The organism is Kribbella sp. ALI-6-A, assembly GCF_001984195.1.
Taxonomy (GTDB): Bacteria; Actinomycetota; Actinomycetes; order Propionibacteriales; family Kribbellaceae; genus Kribbella.
The window spans coordinates 760,353-783,030 of record NZ_MTQN01000009.1 but is presented as its reverse complement, the minus strand read 5'-3'; the positions used below and the strand labels follow the sequence as shown (position 1 = coordinate 783,030).

Below are 22,678 nucleotides of genomic sequence, written 5' to 3'. Positions count from 1 at the left end.
GCGCTCCGGAGCTGGCGCGACCGATCCCCGGCCTGCGGACGCTTGTGGTGACGGGCGGTTGGGACCTGCCGCACATGTGGCGTGGTGGCGACGGCTGGCGGCGCGGTTCGGCTATCGGCGGGCCTGCGTCGCCGGACCGCTCGACTGACCGGCGTCCTCGACCACGAGCGGATCACCCCAGCGCCTCGGCTCCGGTCCGGCGCCTTCGAAATTCGAGCGCGCGGCGACCCGGCCGCGTGTAACAGTCCTGCGGTGACGGAAACGACGCGGGACGAGCGGATCGCCGAACTGTTGGCGGCGTACGACAAGCAGTTGCGCGGTGACGCCGAGACCTCCGGTGTCCCGAGTACGACGGACGGCCCGGTGGTCCGGGTGGAGTACCCGACGCGGGGGTTCGTGAGTTACCGCTCTCTCGAGGGCCTCGACGGGGCCGAACTCGACGCGCTGATCGCGCGCCAGCGGGACTTTTTCGCGGCGAAGGGCCAGGCGGTCGAGTGGAAGACCCGTGGCCACGACCTGCCCAAGGACCTGCCTGACCGGTTGACGGCGGCCGGGTTCGTCCCGGAGGAGCGGGAAACGGTCGTGATCGCGGAGAGCGCGGTCGTCGCCGCTCAGCTGCGGGGGCGGGAGGCTGTCGACGGCGTGACGATTCGCCGGACGACAGACCTGGCCGATTTCGAACGCATCGCGGCGATGGAGTCCACGGTCTGGGGCGAGGACTGGTCCTGGCTGACTCAGGATCTGGCCGGCCGTAGCGCTGCGGGCGACACCGACATCTACGTAGCCGTGGCCGACGGCACCGTTGTCTCCGCCGCGTGGGCCGTCCACAAGCCGGGCACCGACTTCACCGGTCTCTGGGGCGGATCGACCTTGGCGGAATGGCGCGGTCGCGGCATCTACAAGGCCCTGGTCGCTGTCCGCGCGGCGCGAGCCGTCGAGCTCGGGCACCGCTACCTCCAGGTCGACGCCTCCGACGACAGCTCGCCGATCCTCCAGCGGCTCGGCTTCCTGCCCGTCACCACGACGACGCCGTACGTCTTCACCCCTCGCGACGGCGAGCGTCACGACCGGTAGCCGCTTCGCCGGTGTGAGTGATCTCGCGGGAACGGGGCTCAGAAGGTCTACGTTGGCCCGGCGTTCAACTGGTAGACAGGAGGGATGTACCAACTCCGGGCGCTGGGGATCTCTGCCGAGGCCGAGGCGATCTACCTCGACCTGATCGCTCGGGGTGCCCTCGACCAGGCCGATCTGGTGCAGCGCCACGGCGCCGACCTCGACACGCCGCTACGCGAGCTGGCCGCGATCGGACTGATGGAGCGGTCCGACGACAAGGTTCTCCCGCAACCGCCGCATCTCGCGATGGAGGCCGTCGCTCGGCGCCGCACGACGGAGGCGCAGCTGGCCCGGGAGAGCGCTTCCTTGCTCTCCGACCTGTGGACCGCGGGCATCGGTCAGCAGACGTACGTCGAACTGCTGCCCTCGGCCGAAACGGCGCGAGAAGTGCTCAACCGCGTACAGGTCGACGCCCAGCAGCAGGTTCGCGCGATGACAGTGGGCAACTTGGCCTCGCCGAACCACCAGATCGTCGAGGGCCTGTTCGACGCGCTCTCGCGCGGCGTTTCGTACGAGGTCATCTACGGCACCCGGGTGCTGCAGGACCCGGACGCGCTCCGGATGGTCCAGCAGTGCGTCGACGCCGGCGAGCAGGCCCGGGTCTTCCCTCAGGTCCCGTTGAACCTGACCGTCGTCGACGACCGCTGGGCCCTGGTCTCGGCCCGTACGACGGTCGGCGGGATCGTGAACACCGCGGCGATGGTCGTGCACCATTCGCCTTTCCTGACCGGTCTGGTCGGAGTTTTCGACGCGTTGTGGCGGGTGTCGGTCCCGATCACCGGCGGGACCGAGAACACCGAGGCGATCGGAGCGCCGGCGCTGGAGACCAAACGCCTGCTCACCTATCTGAGTGCGGGTCTGACCGATGAGTCGATCGCGCGCGAGTTCGGCGTCAGCGAGCGAACCGTCGCTCGGCGGATCAGTCGCCTGCAGGAGGTTCTCGGCGCGCAGACCCGCTTCCAGCTCGGTGTTCAGGCCTCCCGCCAGAACTGGCTCTGACGGGGGAGCGGTCCCGCCGTCAGCGAACGCGGTCGTAGACCAGCGCCATCTCGCCGAGCTCGCCGGTCTCCTGGTGGGACAGCGACCACTTCGTCGCCGGCAGCCCGTCGTCGAACAGCCGCTGCCCACCACCCACGATCTCCGGAAAGACCATCAGGTACAGCCGGTCCACCAGGTCCGCGGCGAGCAACGGCTTGATGAGGGTCGCACTGCTGTTGACCAGGATGTCACCGTCACCGGTGGACTTCAGCTCGGTGATCACCTCCGCGGCCGGGGCGTTGACGAGCCGGGTGCGTTCCCACGGCGCCTCGGTCAGCGTGGTCGAGAAGACTACCTTCTCGGTCTCCACCAGCCACTTCGCATAGCCGCGGTCGCGCGGGTCCGCGGCCGGGTCCTCGGCGACCGGCGACCAGTACCCGAGAAAGCCTTCGGCGTTGTTCCGGCCGAGAACGGCGGTGGTCGCGCTCTCCCAGATCCGGGTCAGCTGATCGCGCGCGACCTCCGAGCTGACGTACGGCGCGAACGCACCGAAGTCGTTCGGCCCCGCCGGTCCGTGGTAGCGCCCGTCGAGCGTGAGGGCCAGGTTCGCGGTCACCGTGCGTTGGTTCATGGCAGTCAGTCCTTGTCCGTGGTCGAAGTTGCGGTACGCCGCGACGCGGCGCCTTCGCCGATCACTTCGGCGAGGTTGTCGAGCACCTGGTTCCAGCCGGTCTCGATGCCGGCGATGTACGCGACCGCGTCGACGGTCGTCTCGTCGATCCGCAGGTCGAGCCGCAAACGCGTGCCGGCCGAGGCCGCCGCGAGCTCCACGGCGTACTGGCTGGAGAACGAGATCGCGCTCTCCGCGTCCAGAACGGCCAGGGTGAACACGAGCCGTTCGCTGTCCCGCGCCGTGCTCACCGTTCCTTCGGACCGGTATCGGTGGCCCTCCGCATCGGCGTACTCGAGAACGGCACGGCCGCCCGGACTGGGTTCGAGCGCGGCGTCGACGATCGTCATCGGCCGCGGCGCCCACCAGGAGGCGAGCAGCTCGGGGTCGGTCCAGTACCGCCAGACGACGTCCGGCGACGCGGCCAGCACTCGTTCGAAGGAGAACAGGCGGCCGTCGGCCCATCGGTCCTGGTCGGCCACCGCGGACTCGCGCTCGATGGCCGTTCGGTAGCGCGCGATCACGTCGCGCTCGTCCGCGTGGGCGACGGTCCTTTCGGCCAGCTCGCGCAGTCGGCGTTCGAGTGCCTGCAGCGGTTCGCTCTCCAGTGCGTACACGCGGCGTTGGCCGAGCGGGAAAACCGTGACGAGGCCGGCCCGCGCGAGCGTCTGCAGGTGCTTGGTGGTCTGGGGTTGCCGCAGCCCGGTCAGTTCAGCCAGTTCGCCGACGGATCGCGGATGATCGGCGAGCTGTTCGACGATTCGCCACCGAGCGGCGTCCCCGAGGGCGGCGGCAAGCTTGTCCATGCCGGAAATATTCGCATTCAAGAATATTCCTGTCAATGAATATCTCGGTTCGATGGCCATGTCGAGAACGCGGAAGTGGCTCCGACGTTGTTGACGCAGGCGCCGGATGGCGTTTCGGTGGGGTCGGCGGCATCCGCCGGCCGGAGCTGGAGGAGCTGGGATGAAGTACATGCTGTTGATCCACTCGAACAAGCAAGGCTGGGACGAGATGCCCGGGACCTGGTCGCACGACGACGTGATGGCGATGGTGGGCTTCATGGACGAGCTCAACAAGGAGCTGGTCGAGTCCGGCGAGATGGTCGAGGGCCGGGGACTGTCGGGTCCCGACCAGATGAAAACCGTCCAAGCCACCGAGAACGGTGAGCCGATCATCACCGACGGGCCGTTCAGCGAGACCAAGGAGGTCCTGGCCGGCTACTGGGTGGTCGACGTGAAGAACGAGGAACGCGCTCTCGAGATCGCGCTGCGGATCTCCCAGGCGCCCGGCCCCGGTGGTAAGCCCTGCAATCAGCCGGTCGAGGTCCACCCGGAGGGCGAAGCCCCGGCCTGACAATCGGCTCGCCCGGAGCGCGTCGGCTCGCTAGCGTCGTGCGTCATGGACCCGAAAGAGATCGTTCGGCGCGGGTACGACGCGCTCTCGGTGCGCTACGACGAGGCGTACGGCGGCGAGTCGAAGTACCGGGCCTGGATCGACCGGCTGACGCAGCGGCTCGACCAGGGCAGCCGGGTGCTCGACATCGGCTGCGGGAGCGGGATCCCGCTCGCCCGCGAGCTCGCGGCCGCCGGCCATTCCGTAACGGGCGTCGACATCAGTGAGGTGCAGATCCGCCGGGCGCGCGAGCTGGTGCCTCAGGCAACATTCATCCAGGCCGACGCGGCGTCGCTCGACTTTCCGTTCGAGTCGTTCGACGCCGTGGTCTCGTTCTACGCGTTGATCCACCTGCCGCAGGACGAGCAGCAGGAGGTGCTGGCGAACGTCGCGCGGTGGCTGCGACCCGGCGGATGGTTCGTCTGTACGACCGGTCAGGATGAGTGGACCGGCGTCGACGGCGACTGGCTCGAGAGCGGGGTCAGCATGTGGTGGAGCCACGCGGACGCCGAGACGAATCGTGCGTGGATCGTCCGGAGCGGTCTGACCGTGGAGGAGCAGGAGTTCGTGCCCGAAGGCAGTAGTGGGCACACGCTGTTCTGGGCACGACGCCCCGGCTAGGTCCGGGGTTTGCGGCGCATGGCCCAATGGGTCGGGCCGTCGTTCGGGAGATCGATCTCGCCGAGGACGTCGAAGCCGAGCGACTCGTAGAAGGCGACATTGCGGGCGGTCTGCGTTTCGAGGAAGGTGGCTGCGCCTTCCGCGTCAGCGCGGGCCAGGCCCGGTGCGATTACCGCACGGCCGAGGCCCTGACCCTGGCGGTCGGGGTCGACGCCGACCATGCCGAGGATCCACAGCGGTTCGTCCGGGCGGAGGATGGCCATCGCCTGTCCGACGGATTCCATCGGGAGAGCGCGCTCTCCGGCGATCTCGTGGAACTCGTCGGCGACCCGGGCCAAGACGTCCCGCGGCGTCCGCGGCGTGGTCCAGACGGAGACCGCGCTGTGGTCGCTGCTGGTCCACACCTTGCCGTGCGGCAGACCGATCCCGGTGACGAAGAGCCGGTAGTAGCGTTCCAGCCGGGCGAGGTAGCCGTTGGGGTCGATCGCCAGCCGCGACATCGGGTAGTGCTCGAACGCGCGCACCAGCGTTTGCACCATCGGCTCGACGTCATCGGCCCCGGCCGGCCGGATCTGCGGAGGGTCATCTGCCACGCCTCGCAGCATAAGCAGACGGCTAGTTCGGCCCCTGCTCGAGCTGCCGTACGACGTACTCGGCGACGGCGGCCATGCCGGCTTCGTTCGGGTGGTACGGGACGACGCCGCCGAACCGGGGCGAGCGCAGACTGAAGCCCGTCGTCCACGGCTCGGCCGAACCGACCGCATGCTTCTTGCTCACGTCGGAGAGCGCGACCAGCTCCGCGCCCGTCTTCTCCGCGGCCTGCGCGAACGCACCGGCCAACCGGTCCGCCATCAGCGCGACGCTCGGCAGCTGCTCCTCGTTCAGCGGTACGTCGAGCCGCGGCCGCGTCGCGGGCCCGACGACCGCGAGGTAGTCGACCAGCAGGATCCGGGACGAGGGAGCGCGATCTTGGATCCGGCGCACGATCTCGGCCAGGCTTGCGGCGGTCGCGTCGTACGCGGTGTCGTCGCGCAGGTAGCTGACCCGGGCGCGGATCCGGTTCGCGACCCGGCGACCGAAGATCGTCGCCGGTTTGGCGAGGGTGTTCATCAGGCTGCCGCGCAGGAGCGAGCCGATGTAGTCCAGGTCGTTGCCGCCGGCCGTCACCGTGACCAGCGCGGTGTCCGGGCCGACGGCATCGATCTGGGGCGCTGCGTCGTCCTGCCGGTCGGTGAGCAGGTGAGCGGTGGTCGCGCCGGAGTACGTGACGTCGACCAGGTCGAGCCCGAGCCGCTCGGCGACCAGGTGCGGATAGTTCCGCCCGGACCGGCCCGCGGCCTTGTCGAGCACGGGCGCGATCCCCGGCCCGGCCGCGAACGAACTGCCGAGTGCGACGTACCGGCTGCCAGGAGAGATCACGGCCGCCAACCTACCGGTCGGCGGGCGGTTTCGGTCAGGTGGTCCAGCGGCCGCGGTGGACCAGCTCGCCGGTCGGCTTGCGGCGCTTGCTCAGGTCGCGGGGCGGTTCGTCGGAGTAGCCGATCGAGATCGCGCCGATCGGCATGAAGTTGTCCGGTACGCCGAACTGCTCGCGGTAGACCGGGATCCGGTCGGCGGGAAGCCCGAAGAAGCAGGCGCCGAGGCCTTCGTCGACCGCGGTCTGCAGGATGAGCAGGGCTGACATCCCGGCGTCGACGTCCCAGTACGGCACCGGCCACCAGTCCTCGGCCCGGTCGGTGTGCCCCTTGTCCGGCTCGGCGTACCGGTCGAGGTAGGCGTCCTTGTTCGAGTGCACCACGATCAGCAGCGGGGCCTGCACGTTCGCGGCCAGCCAGTTCTCCGGCTGCTCGTCCGGGGTCGCGGCCGCCCGGAACCGCGCGATGTCGTCCTGGGTGTCGAGCACCAGGTACCCGAACCCCTGCGAGAACCCGGCCGAGGGAGCCCGCTGAGCGTTGTCGAGAATGCGCTCCACCACGTTCTCCGGCACCGCTCGCGCCACGTCGTACCGCCGAACCATCCGCCGCCGTCGTACCACGTCCTGAAAGTCCATTCGTGCAACGTACGCGGTCGACGGCTCTCGCGGTACGCCGTTTCAGCGTGCGGTCGGCTCGTCGTCCGGGGGCGTGGTGTCGACCGATCGACTCTTGGTCCGCTCCTGGGTGTGCGGGGCGGTTTCCTCGGGGTGATCGGATGCCATCGACTGGCCGGCTGCCACCGCGCCCCGGCCGGCCGCGAACAGCGTCCACAGCAAGAAGCCGACAGCCGCCAGCACGATCAGCAGCAGTGCGATGACGATGGGGACTCCCATGACGGCCTCCTCGGCGCGGTTCACCTGTCGGTACCCGCGCCCATGCGTGGCCGCGATTCCGTCCCCGGCGCAGCGCCGCATAGGCTCCGGCCGTGAGCGAAGACTTCGGGAGTTCCCAGATCAGAGAGCGCGTTCTCGCGGGCTGGGCGGCGGCGCCGGTGCGGTTCCGGGAGGACGCGAACGCGGAGGAGGATCTCGCACTCGGTGGTTACCTGGACCGGGTGGTCGTCGAGCTCGCGCAGAACGCGGCGGACGCGGCGGTGCGGGCCGGGGTGCCAGGCCGGGTGCGGTTCTCGCTCCGGGACGGGACGCTGGTCGTCACGAACACCGGTGCTCCGCTGACGGCGGAGGGGGTGGAGTCGCTCGCGACCTTGCGCGCCTCGGCGAAGCGGGACGACGCGGTGGATGCTGGCGGCGACGCGCAGCACGCGGATCCCGCGACGGTCGCGGTCGGGCGGTTCGGGGTCGGGTTCTCCGCGGTGCTCGCGGTGAGCGACGAGCCGGTGATCTTGTCGCGGTCCGGCGGCGTGCGGTTCTCGCGCGCGGACTCGGCGGCGGCAGTGGCGGCGTTGGGGTCGGAGGGACTGGATCTGGAGGTCCGTCGGCGCGACGGCCAGGTGCCGGTCCTGCGGCTGCCGTTCGCCGCCGAGGGGGAGCCGCCGGAGGGGTTCGACACGGCGGTGATCCTGCCGTTGCGGGACGACGCCGCGCGGCAGCTCGTCCAGCGGTTGCTCGCCGAGGCCGGTGATCCGTTGCTGCTCGCCTTGCCGGGGCTGGAGCGGATCGAGATCGACGTGGACGGCGAGGAGCGGGTACTCGCCGACGTGACGTCGCGATGGGTGGTACGACGGGCCGCGGGGGTGCTCGACGAGAACGCGAGAGAGCGGTTGCTCGCCGATCGCCCGGTCGAGGAGCGGAGCCGGCCGTACTGGTCTGTGCTCTGGGCGCTGCCCCGCTCGGCGGACGCCGCCGTACCGCGGACCGTCTATGCGCCGACTCCGACCGACGAGCCGTTGTCGCTGCCGGTGTTGCTGCTGGCAACCTTTCCGCTCGATCCGGCTCGTCGGCATGTTGCCAAGGGGCCGCTGACCGACTATCTGGTGGAGCAGGCAGCCCGCGCGTACGCCGGTCTGCTTCAGCAGCAGGCCGAAGCCGGCGTGAACGTACTCCCGCTGGTGCCGACCGGCCTTGCTGCGGGGGCGCTGGATCGCGCTCTCCGCGATGCGATTCTGAGGGTCTTGCCGACGACACCGTTGCTGCCGGCTGTGGGGAATCCGCAGCAGGCTGCAGCCGGTGAGGCCGCGCGCAGTGGCGTTCGGTCCGGACCGATGGTGCCCGTCGACGCGGAGGGCGTCGCTGAGCGGGTCGGCGCCGTGTGGGTCGGCGCCGCGGAGGGCGACGCTGATGGGGTCGAGGCCGCGCGGGCGCACGCCGCGCGGGTGCACGCCGAGGAGGTGCACGCCGAGGAGGTGCCCGCGGGGCAGGTGCGTGCCGAGCAGGTCGACGAGCTGGCTGGCGGCGACCATCCAGGCGTCGTCGATCAGGTGGCCGATGGCAACGATCGGCGGCTGTTGGCCCCGCGGGACGCGGTGGTGGTGGAAGGCGCCGACGACACGTTCAACGGCGTCCTGGCGCCGATTGTGGCTGGGCTGGTGCGGAGCGGGCGCGGTGATCGGGTCGCGTTGGACGCGCTCGGGGTTCGGCGGCTCGATCTGGCCGAGCTGGTGGATCAGCTCGGGGCGGCGGGGGAGTCGCCCGAGTGGTGGCGGGAAACGTATGGAGCGCTCTCCGGGATGGTCACGGATCCGCTGCTGCGGGAGGCGCTGGGGACGTTGCCCGTGCCGCTGGCCGATGGCCGGCTGGTTCGCGGTGTGCGTGGGCTGTTGTTGCCGGGGCGGGAGCTGCCGAGCGACGTGCTGGCGACCTTCAGCGAGTACGGCGTCCGGGTCGTTCACCCGGACGCGGCGCACGAAACGCTGGAACGCCTGGGAGCGCTCCCCGCGACTCCCCGGACACTGCTCGAGGACAGCGCGGTCCGGGCGGCGGTGGAGAACTCGGCCGACGCCGACGATCCCGAGCTGATCGCCGCGGCGGTGCTCTCCGTCGTGGCGGTGGATCCGGCCCAGGCCGATGGCTTGTGGTGGCTGTCCGATCTCCTGCTGCGCGACGCGGACGGCGAACTGGTCCCGGCGAACGCGCTGGTGATCCCCGGCTCCGAGGCCGAGGCGGTGCTGGACCACGACGAGGTCGCACCGATCGACCGCGACGCGCTGGAGCGGTACGGCGCCGAGGCGCTCGGTGCGATCGGGGTCCTGAGCACGCTCGGAACCGTCGCGGCCGCGGACGTCACGCTCGACGAGTTGCCGGACGAGCTGGCCGACCTCGACGGGATCGAGGACTGGGCCGACGACGTCGCGCCGGATGGTTCGCGGTACGGGGTGACCGTCGGCGAGTTGGTCGCCGTACGAGATCTGGACTGGGTCACGGACGACGCCTGGCCGCGCGTGCTGGAGCTGTTCGGATCGTCGCCGGATTTGCGGCGGGCCCTGGTGGATCGGCCGCGGGTGGTCGGGCCGGACGATCGCGCGTACGGGGTTCCGTCGTACGCGGCGTGGTGGATCAGAGAGCGCGTTCTCCTGGAGGACGGCGAGCCGCTGGCCGGGCGGGCGGATCCCGAGGTGGATCCGGTGCTGGCGAGTCTGCTCGATCCGGCGCCGGAGTGGACGGCTCGGCTGGATCCGGAGATTCGGACCGCGGTCGGACTGGTGCGCACGGTGGGCGACCTCGATGTCGACGGGGTCGGGCAGCTGCTGGACCGGCTGGCCGATCCGCGGCGGGAGATCGGAGAGAGCGCGATCCTGAGTCTCTGGCAGCAGCTCGGGACGCTGACGGTGTACCCGGACTCGGCGCCGCACCACGTGCGGGTGCTGGGTGGAGAACCGTTGGAAGCCGCGGAGGGCGGTGTGGACGGTGCCGACGCGGATACCGGGTGGTCCGAGGGCGCGGGTGACGCGGGCGCGGGTGCGGGCGCCGGGTGGTCCGGCGACGCGGGTGACGCCGGTGCGGATGCCGGGTGGTCGGGTGAGGTCGACGAGGTGATGAGCCGGGTCGTTGCCGCTGGTGACGCTGTCGTGGCGGATGCGCCGATGTGGTTGCAGCGCGGCGATCTCGGTGGGTTCGTGGTCGCGTCCGGGGTGGTGGCGGACGGGTTGAGTGATCTGCTCGAAGTGCCCATGGCGGGGGACGTTGCCGCGGGCAAGATCGACGGGGTGGGGACGGCGGCCGACGTACCGGCGATCGTCCGGGAACTCGTGCCCGACGTACCGGCGCTCTGGTGGGAGCACGAGGAGCTGACCGTCGACGGCGTCGAGGTGTCCTGGTGGGTCGACGACGACGGTGCGCCGCATGCGGCGACGTTCAACGGTCTGGCCAAGGCGCTCGCGTGGGCGGCCGGACGCTGGGATCAACGGCACGTGATCCTCGCGGTCCTCAGCGACCCGACTCGGGCGTCCGAACTGCGGATCGACGCGACCTTCGACCCCTCCCCGTCCACCTAGCGGGCGAGCCAGCGGTAGCGCGACGCGACCAGCTAGCGGCGAGGTGACTCGAGCGGCCGCCCGGCCGGGAGGGCTTCCAGCACGGCTGCGGGAGCAAGGTCGTGGTACTCCGCATCCGGCCGTACGCCGAGCGCGTCGTTGACAGTCGAGAACGCGATCCGCAGCGCCACGAACGCGGTGAGCCCGAAGATCTGCTTGTCGGTCCAGCCGAACCGCCGAAGAGATTCGACGTCGTCGGCGGTGGTCGCGTTCGGCTCACGGACGACCTTGCGGGCCCAGGTTGCGAGAGCGCTCTCCGCGGGGGAGAGCAAAGCGTCGTCACCGGTGAGCGCCGCGGCGGCGTGCTCGGCCGACGTCTCCCGGGCGAGCTTGGTGCCCCAAGCAACGGAACAGTACGAGTCACCGAGCGAGGACGCGGTCGCGGTGACCAGGATCGCCCGGGTCCGGAAGTCAAGATCGTGTTCCCGAACCAGCGAGCCGAGCAGGGCGAACAAGCCGTCCTGCAATCCCGGATGGAACGCCCACAGCCGCGTCCCGTTCATCACGAACCCGAGCTCGGCGAGATCATCGGCGAAGCTCGCCCGGGCGGCGTCGTCGGGCTCGGGAAAGGGCAGGAAAGTCATCGAATGTGCTCCCATCGAAAGGTTCGGTGCGGATCCGGCGGCGCTCATGTCGCCGCGTCGAGTTCAGGCTTGTGGGCAACGAATCCGGCGACCGCCAGCTCGGCACGCAACGGCAGCCCGGCGCGCACCTTCTCCGTCGCCTCGAGGACCGCCCGACGGTGGAACTCCTCTTCGCCCACCTGCTGAATCGCCTCGTACGCCGGCCCGGTGGACGCCAGCGCTCGCGCGTACGCGACCGGATCCGGGAACTCCCACGCGAAGGGCACGGCGATCCGCTCGATCCCGGTGAAGCCGAACTGGGCGAGCAGTTCCTCGCCGACACCCGGCCGGCCGAGGGAGACCATCTTCGCCTGGTTGAGCACCTTGGATTCCGCCGCCAGGCGGAACGGCGCCAACGCCCACACGCCCGGCGACTGTTTCAGATGCCCCCAAACCGTGAGACCGACGCGTCCGCCAGGGCGAAGCACGCGGTGGATCTCGCCGAGCGCCGCGGGCGTCGTACCCCAGATGCCCCGGAAGCTCGTCACGACGTCGAAGCTCTCGTCGGCCCAGGGCAGCGCGTGCATGTCACCGACCCGCAGATCGGCGCCGGGGCTGCGATCGCGAGCAACCGCGATCAGCCGGGGAGACGCATCGATCCCGGCACACGCCGCGCCGCGCAACTGCGCGAGCTCGACCGCCAGGCCGGCGCCGCACGCGACGTCCAGCAGGCGGTCGCCGTCGGCGACCCCGAGATGGTGGTGCAAGGCAACATATTCGCGGCAGTTGGTCGGTTCGCTCAGCGTCGCGAAGTCGACGGCCTTGCGGCCCCACCCTTCGTCGACGATCGTCCAGTCCGTCGTGACAGTGTTGGTCATCAGGCCTCTAACAGATTGGTCAAACGCGGATTGTCGATGCCGGCCGCCATCCGCCGGGCGGACTGGGCCGCTTGCGGATCACCCAGCCGGCCGAGATGGAGCTGGGCGCGGACGACCAACTCGCGCATGTCGCAGCGTGCGGCGAGAGCGGCGAGCTGGGCGACCAGGGGCCGAGCGCGCGCCTCATCGCCTTGGTCGATCGCGGTGCCGGCGGCCGTGTCGAGAACATGCGCGTGCACCCATTGATAGCGGTCCGGTTCACGGCTGGCGCGGCGAGCCGCTTGATCCAGCCAATGCACCACACCCTGGTAGTCCCCGCGCTCAGCGGCGAGCAGGCCGAGTCCGCGGGCCGAAATCCCTTCCCAGCAGGGATCATTGACCTGACACCCGAGCGCCCAAGCCTGTTCGAAACCCTCGGCGGCTGCGCCCACCCGTCCGGCGTACAGGTCGAGCTCGGCCTGCAACGCCTGCGGCCAGGGCATGAAAGCGACCCACCGTTGCTGCCTGACGAGTTCGAGCGAGTGGGCGATCGCGGCGCTCGCCTGGCTGTACTCGCCGCGGAGCAGATGCGCCCGCCCGAGGATCGACAACGACCAGGCCTGCTGCCGCGGATCGCCGCACCGGGCCGCGAGGTCGACCGATTCCTCCAGCTGACGCAGCGCGGCCGGATAGTCGGCGAGATCCGATGAGTTCATCCCCCGTACGCCGAGGATCGCGGCGTTCTCCTCGTCGGTCTCGGCCAGGTTCGCCGCCTTGGCCAGCCAGGTCTCGGCCGTCGCCCGCCGCCCGGCCTGCACCTCGACGAACCCGAGCTCCCGGTACGCCGCGACGACGGTCGCGCGATCGCCGGCCCGTTCCGCGACCAGGATCGCCTCCTGCAACGTGATCGCGCCCTCTTCGTCCCGCCCGCGGATCGCGTGCACGAGAGCACCGCCGAGAGCGACGAGAGCGCGTCCCTGAAGCTCCGTGTCACCGCAGCGCGCCGCCTCGGAGACCGCTCTGCGAAGACACTCCAGTCCCGACTCGACGACTCCCGCGGCGACGGCCGCTCGCCCCGCTTCGAAGGCGCTCGACGCGCTGGCGCGACTCCCGACGACCTCGAGCGACGGCCCGCGATCGACCGCGGACGCCTGCCGTAGTGCAGCCGAGGCCTCGACGCCGAGCTCGCGGCGCAGCACGTCCTCGCACACCGCGATCTGCCGCAACGCAGCCGGCCGATCGCCCGAGACCGCCAGACTCCGCACCAGCAACTCGTGGTTTCCTTGCTCCAGCGGATTCGACGCAACCGCCTTGCTGGCAAAGGGAATCGCGTCCCGCGCCCGCCCCGCCGCGACCAGGCCGACCGCGGCTTCGCGCAGGCGAGCCTCCACCGCCGACGCAACCCGTTGCCGCTCGACCATCAGCCAGGACTCGAAGTCCGGGCAGGAGTCCAGCTCGACCCCTTCGAGCAGCTCACCCTCGACCGCGAGCAGGTGCTCCGGATCGGGCTCGCTGAGCACCTGCAGCACGTCCACGGCCATCACACCGGTCAGCGAGACCATCACGGGATCACCAGAGAGCACTTCCCGTACGCCGAGCGCCCGGCGCAGCTCCGCCAGTGTCCAGCGGAGCGCGCCGAGCGGGTCCTCGGCGTCCGCGAACAGCAGCTCGGCCAGGCGTTTGCGGGCCGGAGGACGTTCCGCGAGCAGCACGTAGCCGAGCAACGCCCAGCTCTTGCGTCCTCGCGGCGGCCGCACGGGCCCACCGTCGTACTCGATCGACGGCCGGCCGAGCAGCCTGATCGTCCCCTTCATGACCCCACCCCCGACCTCAGTGTGAACCCGTACCCCCACCGGTGTCACCGACCGGCGACGGTCCCCTCGGCCGCCGCCGGTCGATGCGCTGTCAGCGGCGTACGCCGACTGCTTCCAGGTACTCCGCGTGCGCGGCGAGGGTGCCGTCGTCGGCCTGGTTGAAGCCGCGCGGTACGTCGGCCAGTTCGGCCGCGAACTGGGCCCGGTCCGCCTCCGGCAGACTCGCCGCCAGCTTGGTGATCGGACCGTAGAACTCGCGGAACCACTCCGAGAAGTGCTCGGCCGAGTGGTACCGGAACACGTACTCGCGCTTCTCGAGCGCGGTCCACTCGACCCGGTCGCCGAACAGCTCGGCGAGGTGCTGCTCGGTGCCCCACAGCACAGCGGGTTTCACCCCGGCCGGCGGCGGAGCCCACTTGCCGACCACCTTGAACATCTGCCCGACCATCCCGGTCGGGGTCCAGCTGGAGAGCGCGATCTTGCCGCCCGGCTTGGTGACCCGGACCAGCTCGTCCGCGGCCCGCTGGTGGTCCGGAGCGAACATCACGCCGACCGTGCTCAGCACGAGGTCGAACGAAGCGTCCGGCACGGGCAGGTTTTCGGCGTCTCCTTCGGTGAAGGTCACCGGCAGGTGCTCGGCGGCGGCGCGTTCGCGCCCCTGCTCGAGCAGATTGGTGGCGTAGTCGATCCCGGTCGCGTCGGCGAACCGGCGTGCTGCCGCCAGGGCCGCGTTGCCCTGGCCGCACGCGACGTCCAGGGCTCGTTGCCCCGCCCGGACGTCGGCCGCCTCGACCAGCAGTTCGGCGATGATCTGCAAGGTGTTGCCGACCCGCGGGTAGTCGCCGGTCTCCCAGCCCGCCCGCTGCTTGGCCTTGATCGCCTCGAAATCGACAGTGGTACTCGTCATGCGTGGTTCCCCCTGGAACTGGTTGCCGCGTCCCCCAGTGACACGAGTCGCCCGGGACCTTCCCGGGCTCGCCGCCACCTGCGGTGGCGACAGGACGAGCGAACCGGCTCACCGTGTGACAAAGCGTGTGACGGCCGAGCCGGCGGCGCGATCACGGAGCGCAAGCCATCGTTGTCAGCGGTTGGTCTAGCGACGGAGCAGCGCAAACTGACGGATTTCCCAATCCTGGCAGCGAACTCTTGCCATCGTTGTCATCGCTACTTATAGTCCGGGAAACGTTTCAATCAGTGACACCGGCTCCCGAGTACGCGAAACGGAGATGCCATTCGACACACCCGGCCGGGGCGCGGCCCGCCGCGCCGACCGAGGCCGAGCCACACCCTCGGACCGAAGGAGATCCGATCGTGAACGACGCGCCGCGCCCGCAGTTCGAAAACGTCGTAGACGTTCTGCGCCACCAGATGAGTCGCCGCAGTGTGGTCGGGGGAGGTGCGGCTCTGGGTCTGTCCGGCCTGCTGGCCGCCTGCTCCGGCAGCGGCGGTTCGTACTCCGACAAACCAGCCAACGACAAGCCCGCCGCCGCCCCGAAATCGGTGCAGATCGGCAAGGCGAACATTCCCACGCCGCGTGACCAGACGGTCGTGGTCGGCCAGGTCGAGTACAACGTCTTCGACAGCTTCAACACGATGATCCCCAACGGCTGGCAGTCCGGCGCCGGGTTCGAGTCGGTCTGCCGCGAGGCGATGTTCTACCTGAACCTGGCCAACGGCGAGCTGAAGCCGTGGCTGGCCACGGGTTACAAGTACAACGACACCCACACCGAGCTGACCATCACCTTCGAGCCGAAGGTCAAGTGGAGCGACGGCAAACCGCTCACCGCGAACGACTTCAAGTTCACCGTCATGCTGCTGAAGGATCGCAAGGACCTGTTCGGCGGCGGTGGCGAGCTGGGCGAGTTCGTCCAGTCGATCGACGTACCGGACGACCACACCGCGGTGATCAAGATGAAGAAGCCCGGTCCGCGGCTGCACTACAACTTCATCGTCGCGATCGGCAGCGGGTTCGACATCCTGCCCGAGCACATCTGGAAGGGCCAGGACCCGACCAAGTTCAAGGAGAACCCGCCGACGCGCACCGGCCCGTACAAGCTCAAGCAGATGATTCGCGCCCAGCGGATGTACGTCTGGGAGAAGAATCCCGACTACTGGGCCAAGGACCAGCTCGACCCGGCGCCGCAGTACGTGGTGTACCAGAGCACGGCCAAGCAGAACGACTCCGCGGCGCTGGCCTTCGAGCGGGCCGAGTTCGACGTCGGCTCGATCGACGAGCAGCACGCCAAGCAGCTGCGCAACACCGGTTACCCGAACCTGGTCACCACCCAGTTCCACGACCCGAACCCACGGGTCATCTGGCCGAACTGCGACCCGGCGCGGGGCGTGATCGCCGAGCCCAAGATGCGCTGGGCGATCAACTACATGATCGACCGGGAGAAGATCGGCAAGTCGATCTGGCCGGTGGAGGTGCCGGCGGCGATCTACCCGTGGGCCGACTACCCGAGCAACGACCAGTGGAAGAACGACGAGCTGGCCGAGAAGTACAAGTTCGAGTACAACCCGGACAAGGCGAACGCGCTGCTGGACGAGATCGCCCCGAAGAACGCGGCCGGCAAACGGATGTACAAGGGCAAGGAGATCAACCTCGAGATCATCACCGCGTCGCCGGTCGACAAAGAGGAATACGCGATCGCCAACGTGATCAAGACCGACCTGGCCAAGGTCGGTGTGCCGGCGACACTGCGGTCACTCAGCGGTCCCGTGCACAGCGAGAAGTTCGAGCGCGGCGAGTACGACCTGGACTCCAACTGGGCCGGCTTCGCGTTCGACCCCCAGCAGCTCTACACCGACTGGACCAGTGACAAGGCGCAGCCGATCGGCAAGAACGCGGCCGGCAAGAACAAGCAGCGGCTGAAGAACCCGAAGCTGGACGAGATCTCGAGCAAGCTGGCCCAGCTGGACCCGAAGAGCCCGGAGGCCAAGCCCTTGCTGGACGAGGCGCTGGAGATCTACTTCCAGCAGCTGCCGCTGATGCCGGTGATCCAGACCGGCTACCCGTCGTACTTCAACACGACGTTCTGGACCGGCTGGCCGACCGACGACGACCTGTACCAGGTCCCGCTGAACTGGTGGTCGCACTTCATCTTCGTGCTCGGAAGGTTGAAGCCGACCGGCCAGAAGGGGCCGGCGTGACCGCCACCGCGCCGTCCGCGACGGTCGCGGGGGAGAGCGCGGAGAGCGCTCCCTCCCGCGGCCTGCGGGCCTGGCTGGCGCGGCATCCGCTGGCGGCGTACGCGATCCGGCGGTTCGGGTTGTACCTGGTCGAGTTGTGGGGCGCGCTGACGATCGCGTTCTTCTTCTTCCGGATGATTCCCGGTGACCCGATCCAGACGCTGATCCAGACCCTGCAGCAGAACTACGTCTACAACCAGGCGGCCAGCGCGGAGGTGATCGCGCGGTACCAGACCGAGTTCGGGTTGGACGGCAACATCTTCACCCAGTACCTGAAGTACATGCAGAACCTGATCTTGCACGGCGATCTCGGCCCGTCGCTGATCAACTATCCGACGCCGGCGCAGGACGTGATCCTGCGGTCGTTGCCCTGGACGATCGGCCTGCTCGGCATCGCCGCGGCGATGAGCTGGGTGCTCGGGGTGATCATCGGCGCGATCGCCGGCTGGCGGCGCGGCAAGCTCGGCTCCACGATCATCACGAACCTGTCGATCGCGCTGTCGCACGTTCCGTTCTTCTTCGTGGCGCTGATCCTGGTCTATGTGTTCGCCTACACGCTTGGCATGCTGCCGGCCCGGTCGGCCTACGACTCGACGATCACTCCCGGGTTCAGTCCGGACTTCATCGGCAGCGTGATCAAGTACGGGTTCCTGCCGGCGATGTCGATCGTGCTGATCGGCACCTTCAGCTGGATCCTGTCCACCCGGATGCTGATGGTCCCGGTCCTCGGCGAGGACTACCTCGTGTACGCCGAGGCGAAGGGCCTCAAGCCGTGGCGAATCCTGACCCGGTACGCGCTGCGCAACTGCTACCTGCCGCAGATCACCGCGTTCGGCATCTCGCTCGGCTTCATCTTCAACGGCAACGTGCTGGTCGAGCAGCTGTTCAACTACCCGGGCCTGGGGTCGACGCTGGTGACGGCGATCCAGCAGCTCGACTTCAACACGATTCTGGGCGTGACCGACATGGCGATCTTCTCGGTGCTCACCGCCGTCCTGCTGCTCGACCTCCTGCTGCCCCTGCTTGACCCTCGGGTCAAGTACTGGAAGTGATCGCGATGAGACTACTGACCGCGACCGGACACACGATCCGGCACAGTCCGCGACTGGCGACCGGCCTGGCGCTGCTCGCACTGATGATCCTGCTGGCCGTTCTCAGCCCGGTCCTGGTCGATGCCATTGGCAACGGCAAGGACCCGCTCGAGCTGGCGACGTACGAGCGCTGGCTGGTGCCGTCGTCGGACCACTTGCTCGGCACCGACCAGTTCGGCCGGGACGTGCTGGCGATGGTGATCAGCGCGACCTCGGTGTCGCTGCAGATCGGCGCGATCGCCGGCGTGATCTCGACCGTGGTCGGCGTGATCGTCGCGTTCGTGGCCGGCTACAAGGGCGGCTGGGTGGACAACGTGCTGTCGACCTTCACCGGGATCCTGCTGGTGATCCCGACGTTCCCGCTGCTGATCGCGCTGTCGGCGTACGCCAAGAACGTCAGCCTGTTCCAGGTCGGGGTGATGATCTCGATCTTCAGCTGGCCGTTCGCGGCCAAGACGATCCGCTCCCAGGTACTCAGCCTGCGGTCACGCCCGTACGTCGACCTGGCGCGGGTGAGCAAGGCCCGTGACCTGGAGATCATCGTCACCGAACTGCTGCCGAACCTGCTGCCGTTCATCGGCGTCGGGTTCGCCTCGTCGGCGCTCGGCGCGATCTTCGGCCTGGTCGGGCTGGAGGTGATCGGTCTGGGCCCCGGTGGCGTGATCGACCTCGGTCAGATCATCTTCAACGCGATCAACACCGGCGCGCTGACGCTGGGCGCCTGGCCGATGTTCGTCGTACCGATCGTGCTGCTGACCGTGCTGTTCGCGGCGCTGAACATGATCAACATCGGGCTCGAAGAGGTCTACAACCCGCGGCTGAGAGGAGTGGCTGGTGAGTGACGACGACATCGTGCTGGAGATCTCCGGCCTGGAGGTCGGCTACTCCACCAACCGCGGTGAGGTGAAGGCGGTCTCCGGGCTGGACCTGGCGGTACGCCGCGGGGAGATCCTCGGGATCGCGGGGGAGTCCGGGAGCGGGAAGAGCACGCTCGCCGTCGCGCTGCTGCGGCTGCTCAAGCCACCGGGCAAGGTGACCGCGGGGAGCGCGATCTTCCGTCCCCGGGGGCGGTCGCCGGTCGACCTGCTGAAGGTCGAGGGCGAGGAGCTGCGAGTGCTGCGCTGGAGCGCGCTCTCGTACCTGCCGCAGGGATCGATGAGCTCGCTCAACCCGGTGATGCGGATCGGCGACCAGTTCCGCGACGTCATCCTGGAACACGCGCCGGATCGCAAGAACACGCTCTCCGAGCTGATCCCGCGGTTGCTCGCGCAGGTCGGGCTGGAGCCGGATGTGGCCCGGATGTATCCGCACGAGCTGTCGGGCGGGATGAAGCAACGGGTGCTGATGGCAATCTGTGTCGCGCTCGAGCCGGACCTGGTGATCGCCGACGAGCCGACCACGGCGCTCGACGTGACGATCCAGCGGGTGATCCTGCAGAGCCTCGTCGACCTGCAGCGCGACTTCGGCGTCACGCTGGTGGTGATCTCGCACGACATGGGCGTGCACGCGCAGCTGGTCGACCGGGTCGCGGTGATGTACGAGGGCAAGCTGGTCGAGGTCGGCGACGTACGGCAGGTCTACAAGCAGCCCCAGCACGAGTACACCCGGCAGTTGATCGAGTCGATCCCGCGCCTGGGCAGGAGGGCATCGTGACCAAGACGATCGAACTCAGTGGCGTCCAGCAACGGTTCCACGCGCGCGGCGCGGCCGGCGGCTACCTGACCGCGGTCGAGGACGCGAGCTTCACGCTCTCCCCGGAACCTCCGCAGGTGGTCAGCCTGGTCGGTCAGAGCGGCAGCGGCAAGAGCACCATCGCGCGCAACGTGCTCGGCCTGCAGAAGCCGACCAGCGGCACCGTGAAGTACGGCGGCAAGGACATCTTCAAGCTCAACCGCGACGAGTACGACGACTACCGGCGCAACGTGCAACCGGTCTTCCAGGACCCGTACGCGATCTTCAATCCCTTCTACCGCGTCGATCGGGTGCTCTGGAAGGCGGTCAAGAAGTTCGGTCTGGCCACGAGCCGGGCCGAGGGACTGGCCCTGATCGAGCGCTCTCTCGACGCCGTGAAGCTCGACCCGGACCGCGTCCTCGGCCGGTATCCGCACCAGCTGTCCGGTGGCCAGCGGCAACGGGTGATGCTGGCCCGGATCCACATGCTCCGGCCCGCGTTCGTGATCGCCGACGAGCCGGTGTCGATGCTCGACGCCCAGGTTCGCCGGCTGTTTCTCGACATCCTGCTGGACTTCCAGCGTGAGTACGGGATGACGACCCTGTTCATCACCCACGACCTGTCCACCGTGTACTACCTCGGCGGCTCGGTGATGGTGATCAACCGCGGCCGCATCGTCGAGCGCGGACCGGTCGACGTCGTGATGCACGAACCGTCGCATCCCTACACCCGGTTGTTGCTGGATTCGATTCCGCAACCCGACCCCGACCAGCGCTGGACCGGCCGGATCGAGGTCGACGAACTGTCCGGTACGGCCGAGGCCGGTACGCCGAAAGCCACTGCTCCGGAGACCCCGATCATCTGAGAACACCTATTGAGTCGGGGTTCCACGGCCATTAATTCGGGGTCCTGAGGGCTTTGCAAGATCGTCACCGTGTGCGTCTCTTGACGCACGCGGTGATAGTTCGGTTACGGTGAGTTCGTATTCGGGCCGGACAGGCCGGGCACAGGGCGAACTGGGCGTCCTGCGCAGTCGTCCACCGGCCGGATCCGTCCCGCGCCGGCGTTGCCACCGGTGCTCGAGGCGAACACCGGTGGGGACCACGGCTGGACCCTCACCTGTGTCCGACCAGCCGCTCACCGCGGCCTGCCCGCAAAGCCTTCCTGCCTGCCCGAGTAGAGCTGTCCGCCAGATCGCCGACCGGACCCCACGGTGTTCGCGGGGCGCTGCGTGCTGCGATCGGGCGGTCCGACCCCGATTGGTGGTGCTTTTCGCGTGACCTTGACCGAACCGGCGTCGTCCGACGCCGCCACGCAGCGACCGCAACTCAGCCTCGGAACCGCTGCCGCGCGGAACCTGGCGACCACGACCAAGTCCGAGCCGCAGATGCAGGGCATCACCTCGAGGTGGTTGCTGAAACTGTTGCCCTGGGTGCAGGTGAACGGCGGTGCGTACCGGGTGAACCGGCGGCTCAACTACGCCGTCGGTGACGGCCGGGTCACCTTCACCACCACCGGAGCCGACGTCCGGGTGATCCCGCAGGAGCTGTGCGAGCTGGCCCTGCTGCGCAGCTTCGACGACGTCGAGGTGCTGACCGCGCTCGCCGACCGGTTCGAGCAGCAGGAGTTCCAGCCCGGCGACGTGATCGTCGAGCGGGGCCGGCCCGCCGACCGGATCTGCCTGATCGCGCACGGCAAGGTGAACAAGATCGGTGCCGGCAAGTACGGCGACGAGACCGTGCTGCAGACGCTTGCCGACGGCGACCACTTCACGTACCGGGCGATCCTCGAGTCCGAGGACTACTGGGAGTACACCGTCAAGGCGATCACCCCGTGCACGTTGCTGACGCTGACGCAGCAGTCGTTCGAGGAACTGGTCGGGCGCTCGGACAGCCTGCGGTCGCACATCGAGGCGTTCCGGGCCAACCCGCTCCCGGACCAGGACGAGTACGGCGAGGCCGAGATCGCGCTCTCCGCGGGTCACGAGGGTGAGGCCGACCTGCCCGGCACGTACGTCGACTACGAGACGACGCCGCGGGAGTACGAGCTGAGCGTCGCGCAGACCGTGCTGCGGGTGCACTCCCGGGTCGCGGATCTCTACAACCACCCGATGGATCAGACCGAGCAGCAGTTGCGGCTGACCATCGAGGCGCTGCGGGAACGCCAGGAACACGAGATGGTGAACAACCGCGACTTCGGCCTGCTGCACAACGCGGATCTGAGCATGCGGATCCCGACCCGCACCGGGCCGCCGACGCCGGGCGACCTGGACGAGCTGCTCGGTCTGGTCTGGAAGGAGCCGGCCTTCTTCCTGGCCCACCCGCGCACGATCGCGGCGTTCGGGCGGGAGTGCACGAAGGCCGGCATCTACCCCGACAGCGCCGACTTCGGCGGCCATCGGGTCCCGGCGTGGCGGGGCGTGCCGATCTTCCCGTGCAACAAGATCGGCGTCAGCCAGACCCGGACCAGCTCGATCCTGCTGATGCGCACCGGTGAGGACAGCCAGGGCGTGGTCGGCCTGCACCAGACCGGACTGCCGGACGAGTACGAGCCGGGCCTGTCGGTGCGGTTCATGAACATCAACGAGAAGGCGATCATCAACTACCTGGTCAGCGCCTACTACTCGGCCGCCGTGCTGGTGCCGGACGCACTCGGCATTCTCGAGGACGTCGAGATCGGTCGCGAGGGCTAGGACCGGATGAGAGCGCCGAAACCACCGGGAGCCGCCGCCCGGCTCGTCTCCCGCGTCGGGCGGGACGCGACGGACGAGCCGGGCGGTCAACGACCGGTCCAGCAGACCAGTACGAC

General features: G+C 69.1%; 21 protein-coding genes. 11 read left to right on the top strand and 10 right to left on the bottom strand.

All coding sequences use genetic code 11. The annotated features are described in order from the left end of the window. Positions 1–252: 252 nt before the first annotated feature. Entirely contained in the window at positions 253–1,074 is an 822-nt protein-coding gene (locus BWI15_RS12580) for a GNAT family N-acetyltransferase (protein WP_077014495.1), read from the top strand. Between the two features lie 84 nt (positions 1,075–1,158). Next, positions 1,159–2,112, top strand: coding sequence for a LuxR C-terminal-related transcriptional regulator (locus tag BWI15_RS12575; protein ID WP_077014494.1), 954 nt, complete (start codon positions 1,159–1,161; stop codon positions 2,110–2,112). A gap of 19 nt (positions 2,113–2,131) precedes the next feature. Here the strand turns inward: BWI15_RS12575 and BWI15_RS12570 are convergent, their stop codons facing one another. Continuing rightward, entirely contained in the window at positions 2,132–2,722 is a 591-nt protein-coding gene (locus tag BWI15_RS12570; RefSeq protein WP_143465533.1) for a dihydrofolate reductase family protein, read from the bottom strand. Positions 2,723–2,727: 5 nt separating this feature from the next. Beyond that, entirely contained in the window at positions 2,728–3,627 is a 900-nt protein-coding gene (locus BWI15_RS12565) for a metalloregulator ArsR/SmtB family transcription factor (RefSeq protein WP_237771241.1), read from the bottom strand. A gap of 100 nt (positions 3,628–3,727) precedes the next feature. On the opposite strand from BWI15_RS12565, the gene BWI15_RS12560 reads away from it, so the two are divergent. After that, positions 3,728–4,117: a YciI family protein gene (locus BWI15_RS12560; RefSeq protein ID WP_077014492.1), complete on the top strand. Its 390-nt coding sequence runs from the start codon at positions 3,728–3,730 to the stop codon at positions 4,115–4,117. Positions 4,118–4,162: 45 nt separating this feature from the next. Then, positions 4,163–4,777 (top strand): class I SAM-dependent methyltransferase, encoded by a 615-nt coding sequence (locus BWI15_RS12555; RefSeq protein WP_077014491.1) that lies wholly within the window; start codon positions 4,163–4,165, stop codon positions 4,775–4,777. Here BWI15_RS12555 and BWI15_RS12550 read toward each other — a convergent pair. Genes BWI15_RS12550 through BWI15_RS12535 form a run of 4 tightly spaced genes read right to left on the bottom strand, consistent with a single transcriptional unit; the run spans position 4,774 to position 7,085 of the window. Next, positions 4,774–5,370: a GNAT family N-acetyltransferase gene (locus BWI15_RS12550; RefSeq protein ID WP_083750759.1), complete on the bottom strand. Its 597-nt coding sequence runs from the start codon at positions 5,368–5,370 to the stop codon at positions 4,774–4,776. The two genes, BWI15_RS12555 and BWI15_RS12550, sit on opposite strands and share 4 nt — an antisense overlap. A gap of 22 nt (positions 5,371–5,392) precedes the next feature. Next, a complete protein-coding gene (locus BWI15_RS12545) occupies positions 5,393–6,196 on the bottom strand; it encodes an SGNH/GDSL hydrolase family protein (RefSeq protein WP_077014866.1) in 804 nt (267 codons plus the stop codon). A 34-nt stretch (positions 6,197–6,230) separates the two neighbouring features. Then, a complete protein-coding gene (locus BWI15_RS12540; RefSeq protein ID WP_077014489.1) occupies positions 6,231–6,827 on the bottom strand; it encodes a nitroreductase family protein in 597 nt (198 codons plus the stop codon). Positions 6,828–6,869: 42 nt separating this feature from the next. Next, a complete protein-coding gene (locus BWI15_RS12535) occupies positions 6,870–7,085 on the bottom strand; it encodes a hypothetical protein (protein ID WP_143465531.1) in 216 nt (71 codons plus the stop codon). A 92-nt stretch (positions 7,086–7,177) separates the two neighbouring features. Between BWI15_RS12535 and BWI15_RS39710 the strand changes: the two genes are divergently transcribed. Next, positions 7,178–10,642, top strand: a complete 3,465-nt coding sequence (locus BWI15_RS39710; protein WP_193432155.1) for a sacsin N-terminal ATP-binding-like domain-containing protein — start codon at positions 7,178–7,180, stop codon at positions 10,640–10,642. 32 nt (positions 10,643–10,674) lie between these two features. Here the strand turns inward: BWI15_RS39710 and BWI15_RS12525 are convergent, their stop codons facing one another. The 4 genes from BWI15_RS12525 to BWI15_RS12510 form a co-directional block, all read right to left on the bottom strand. Continuing rightward, positions 10,675–11,265, bottom strand: a complete 591-nt coding sequence (locus BWI15_RS12525) for a carboxymuconolactone decarboxylase family protein (RefSeq protein ID WP_083750715.1) — start codon at positions 11,263–11,265, stop codon at positions 10,675–10,677. Positions 11,266–11,309: 44 nt separating this feature from the next. After that, positions 11,310–12,122 carry a class I SAM-dependent methyltransferase gene (locus BWI15_RS12520; protein ID WP_077014486.1) on the bottom strand — a complete coding sequence of 271 codons (813 nt, stop codon included), beginning with the start codon at positions 12,120–12,122 and terminating at the stop codon, positions 11,310–11,312. Continuing rightward, positions 12,122–13,915: a BTAD domain-containing putative transcriptional regulator gene (locus tag BWI15_RS12515; RefSeq protein WP_077014485.1), complete on the bottom strand. Its 1,794-nt coding sequence runs from the start codon at positions 13,913–13,915 to the stop codon at positions 12,122–12,124. The genes BWI15_RS12520 and BWI15_RS12515 overlap by 1 nt, the downstream gene beginning before the upstream one ends. Positions 13,916–14,006: 91 nt before the next feature. Then, complete coding sequence (locus BWI15_RS12510) at positions 14,007–14,822, bottom strand: class I SAM-dependent methyltransferase (RefSeq protein WP_077014484.1); 816 nt, start codon at positions 14,820–14,822, stop codon at positions 14,007–14,009. A gap of 404 nt (positions 14,823–15,226) precedes the next feature. Here BWI15_RS12510 and BWI15_RS12505 point away from each other — a divergent pair, with 404 nt between their 5' ends. The 6 genes from BWI15_RS12505 (at position 15,227) to BWI15_RS12480 (ending at position 22,562) form a co-directional block, all read left to right on the top strand. Continuing rightward, on the top strand, positions 15,227–17,068 hold the full coding sequence (locus tag BWI15_RS12505; protein ID WP_077014483.1) for an ABC transporter substrate-binding protein: 1,842 nt from the start codon (positions 15,227–15,229) through the stop codon (positions 17,066–17,068). Further along, entirely contained in the window at positions 17,065–18,159 is a 1,095-nt protein-coding gene (locus BWI15_RS12500; RefSeq protein WP_077014482.1) for an ABC transporter permease, read from the top strand. The genes BWI15_RS12505 and BWI15_RS12500 overlap by 4 nt, the downstream gene beginning before the upstream one ends. Before the next feature lie 5 nt (positions 18,160–18,164). Then, positions 18,165–19,040, top strand: coding sequence for an ABC transporter permease (locus tag BWI15_RS12495; protein WP_077014865.1), 876 nt, complete (start codon positions 18,165–18,167; stop codon positions 19,038–19,040). Beyond that, the gene (locus BWI15_RS12490) at positions 19,033–19,851 is read left to right on the top strand and encodes an ABC transporter ATP-binding protein (RefSeq protein ID WP_077014481.1); all 819 of its coding nucleotides are present in this window, start codon (positions 19,033–19,035) and stop codon (positions 19,849–19,851) included. Before BWI15_RS12495 ends, BWI15_RS12490 begins: the two co-directional genes overlap by 8 nt. Continuing rightward, positions 19,848–20,735, top strand: coding sequence for an ABC transporter ATP-binding protein (locus tag BWI15_RS12485; RefSeq protein ID WP_077014480.1), 888 nt, complete (start codon positions 19,848–19,850; stop codon positions 20,733–20,735). Before BWI15_RS12490 ends, BWI15_RS12485 begins: the two co-directional genes overlap by 4 nt. Before the next feature lie 411 nt (positions 20,736–21,146). Beyond that, complete coding sequence (locus tag BWI15_RS12480; RefSeq protein ID WP_077014479.1) at positions 21,147–22,562, top strand: family 2B encapsulin nanocompartment shell protein; 1,416 nt, start codon at positions 21,147–21,149, stop codon at positions 22,560–22,562. The last annotated feature ends 116 nt before the right edge of the window (positions 22,563–22,678 follow it).

Bases quoted from the DNA above. Each gene is read 5' to 3' on its own strand.
- BWI15_RS12570 (WP_143465533.1), bottom strand. From the start codon at position 2,722: ATGAACCAACGCACGGTGACCGCGAACCTGGCCCTCACGCTCGACGGG.
- BWI15_RS12520 (WP_077014486.1), bottom strand. From the start codon at position 12,122: ATGACCAACACTGTCACGACGGACTGGACGATCGTCGACGAAGGGTGG.
- BWI15_RS12540 (WP_077014489.1), bottom strand. From the start codon at position 6,827: ATGGACTTTCAGGACGTGGTACGACGGCGGCGGATGGTTCGGCGGTAC.
- BWI15_RS12560 (WP_077014492.1), top strand. From the start codon at position 3,728: ATGAAGTACATGCTGTTGATCCACTCGAACAAGCAAGGCTGGGACGAG.
- BWI15_RS12515 (WP_077014485.1), bottom strand. From the start codon at position 13,915: ATGAAGGGGACGATCAGGCTGCTCGGCCGGCCGTCGATCGAGTACGAC.
- BWI15_RS12575 (WP_077014494.1), top strand. From the start codon at position 1,159: ATGTACCAACTCCGGGCGCTGGGGATCTCTGCCGAGGCCGAGGCGATC.
- BWI15_RS12510 (WP_077014484.1), bottom strand. From the start codon at position 14,822: ATGACGAGTACCACTGTCGATTTCGAGGCGATCAAGGCCAAGCAGCGG.
- BWI15_RS12525 (WP_083750715.1), bottom strand. From the start codon at position 11,265: ATGACTTTCCTGCCCTTTCCCGAGCCCGACGACGCCGCCCGGGCGAGC.
- BWI15_RS12565 (WP_237771241.1), bottom strand. From the start codon at position 3,627: ATGGCCATCGAACCGAGATATTCATTGACAGGAATATTCTTGAATGCG.
- BWI15_RS12495 (WP_077014865.1), top strand. From the start codon at position 18,165: ATGAGACTACTGACCGCGACCGGACACACGATCCGGCACAGTCCGCGA.
- BWI15_RS12535 (WP_143465531.1), bottom strand. From the start codon at position 7,085: ATGGGAGTCCCCATCGTCATCGCACTGCTGCTGATCGTGCTGGCGGCT.
- BWI15_RS12555 (WP_077014491.1), top strand. From the start codon at position 4,163: ATGGACCCGAAAGAGATCGTTCGGCGCGGGTACGACGCGCTCTCGGTG.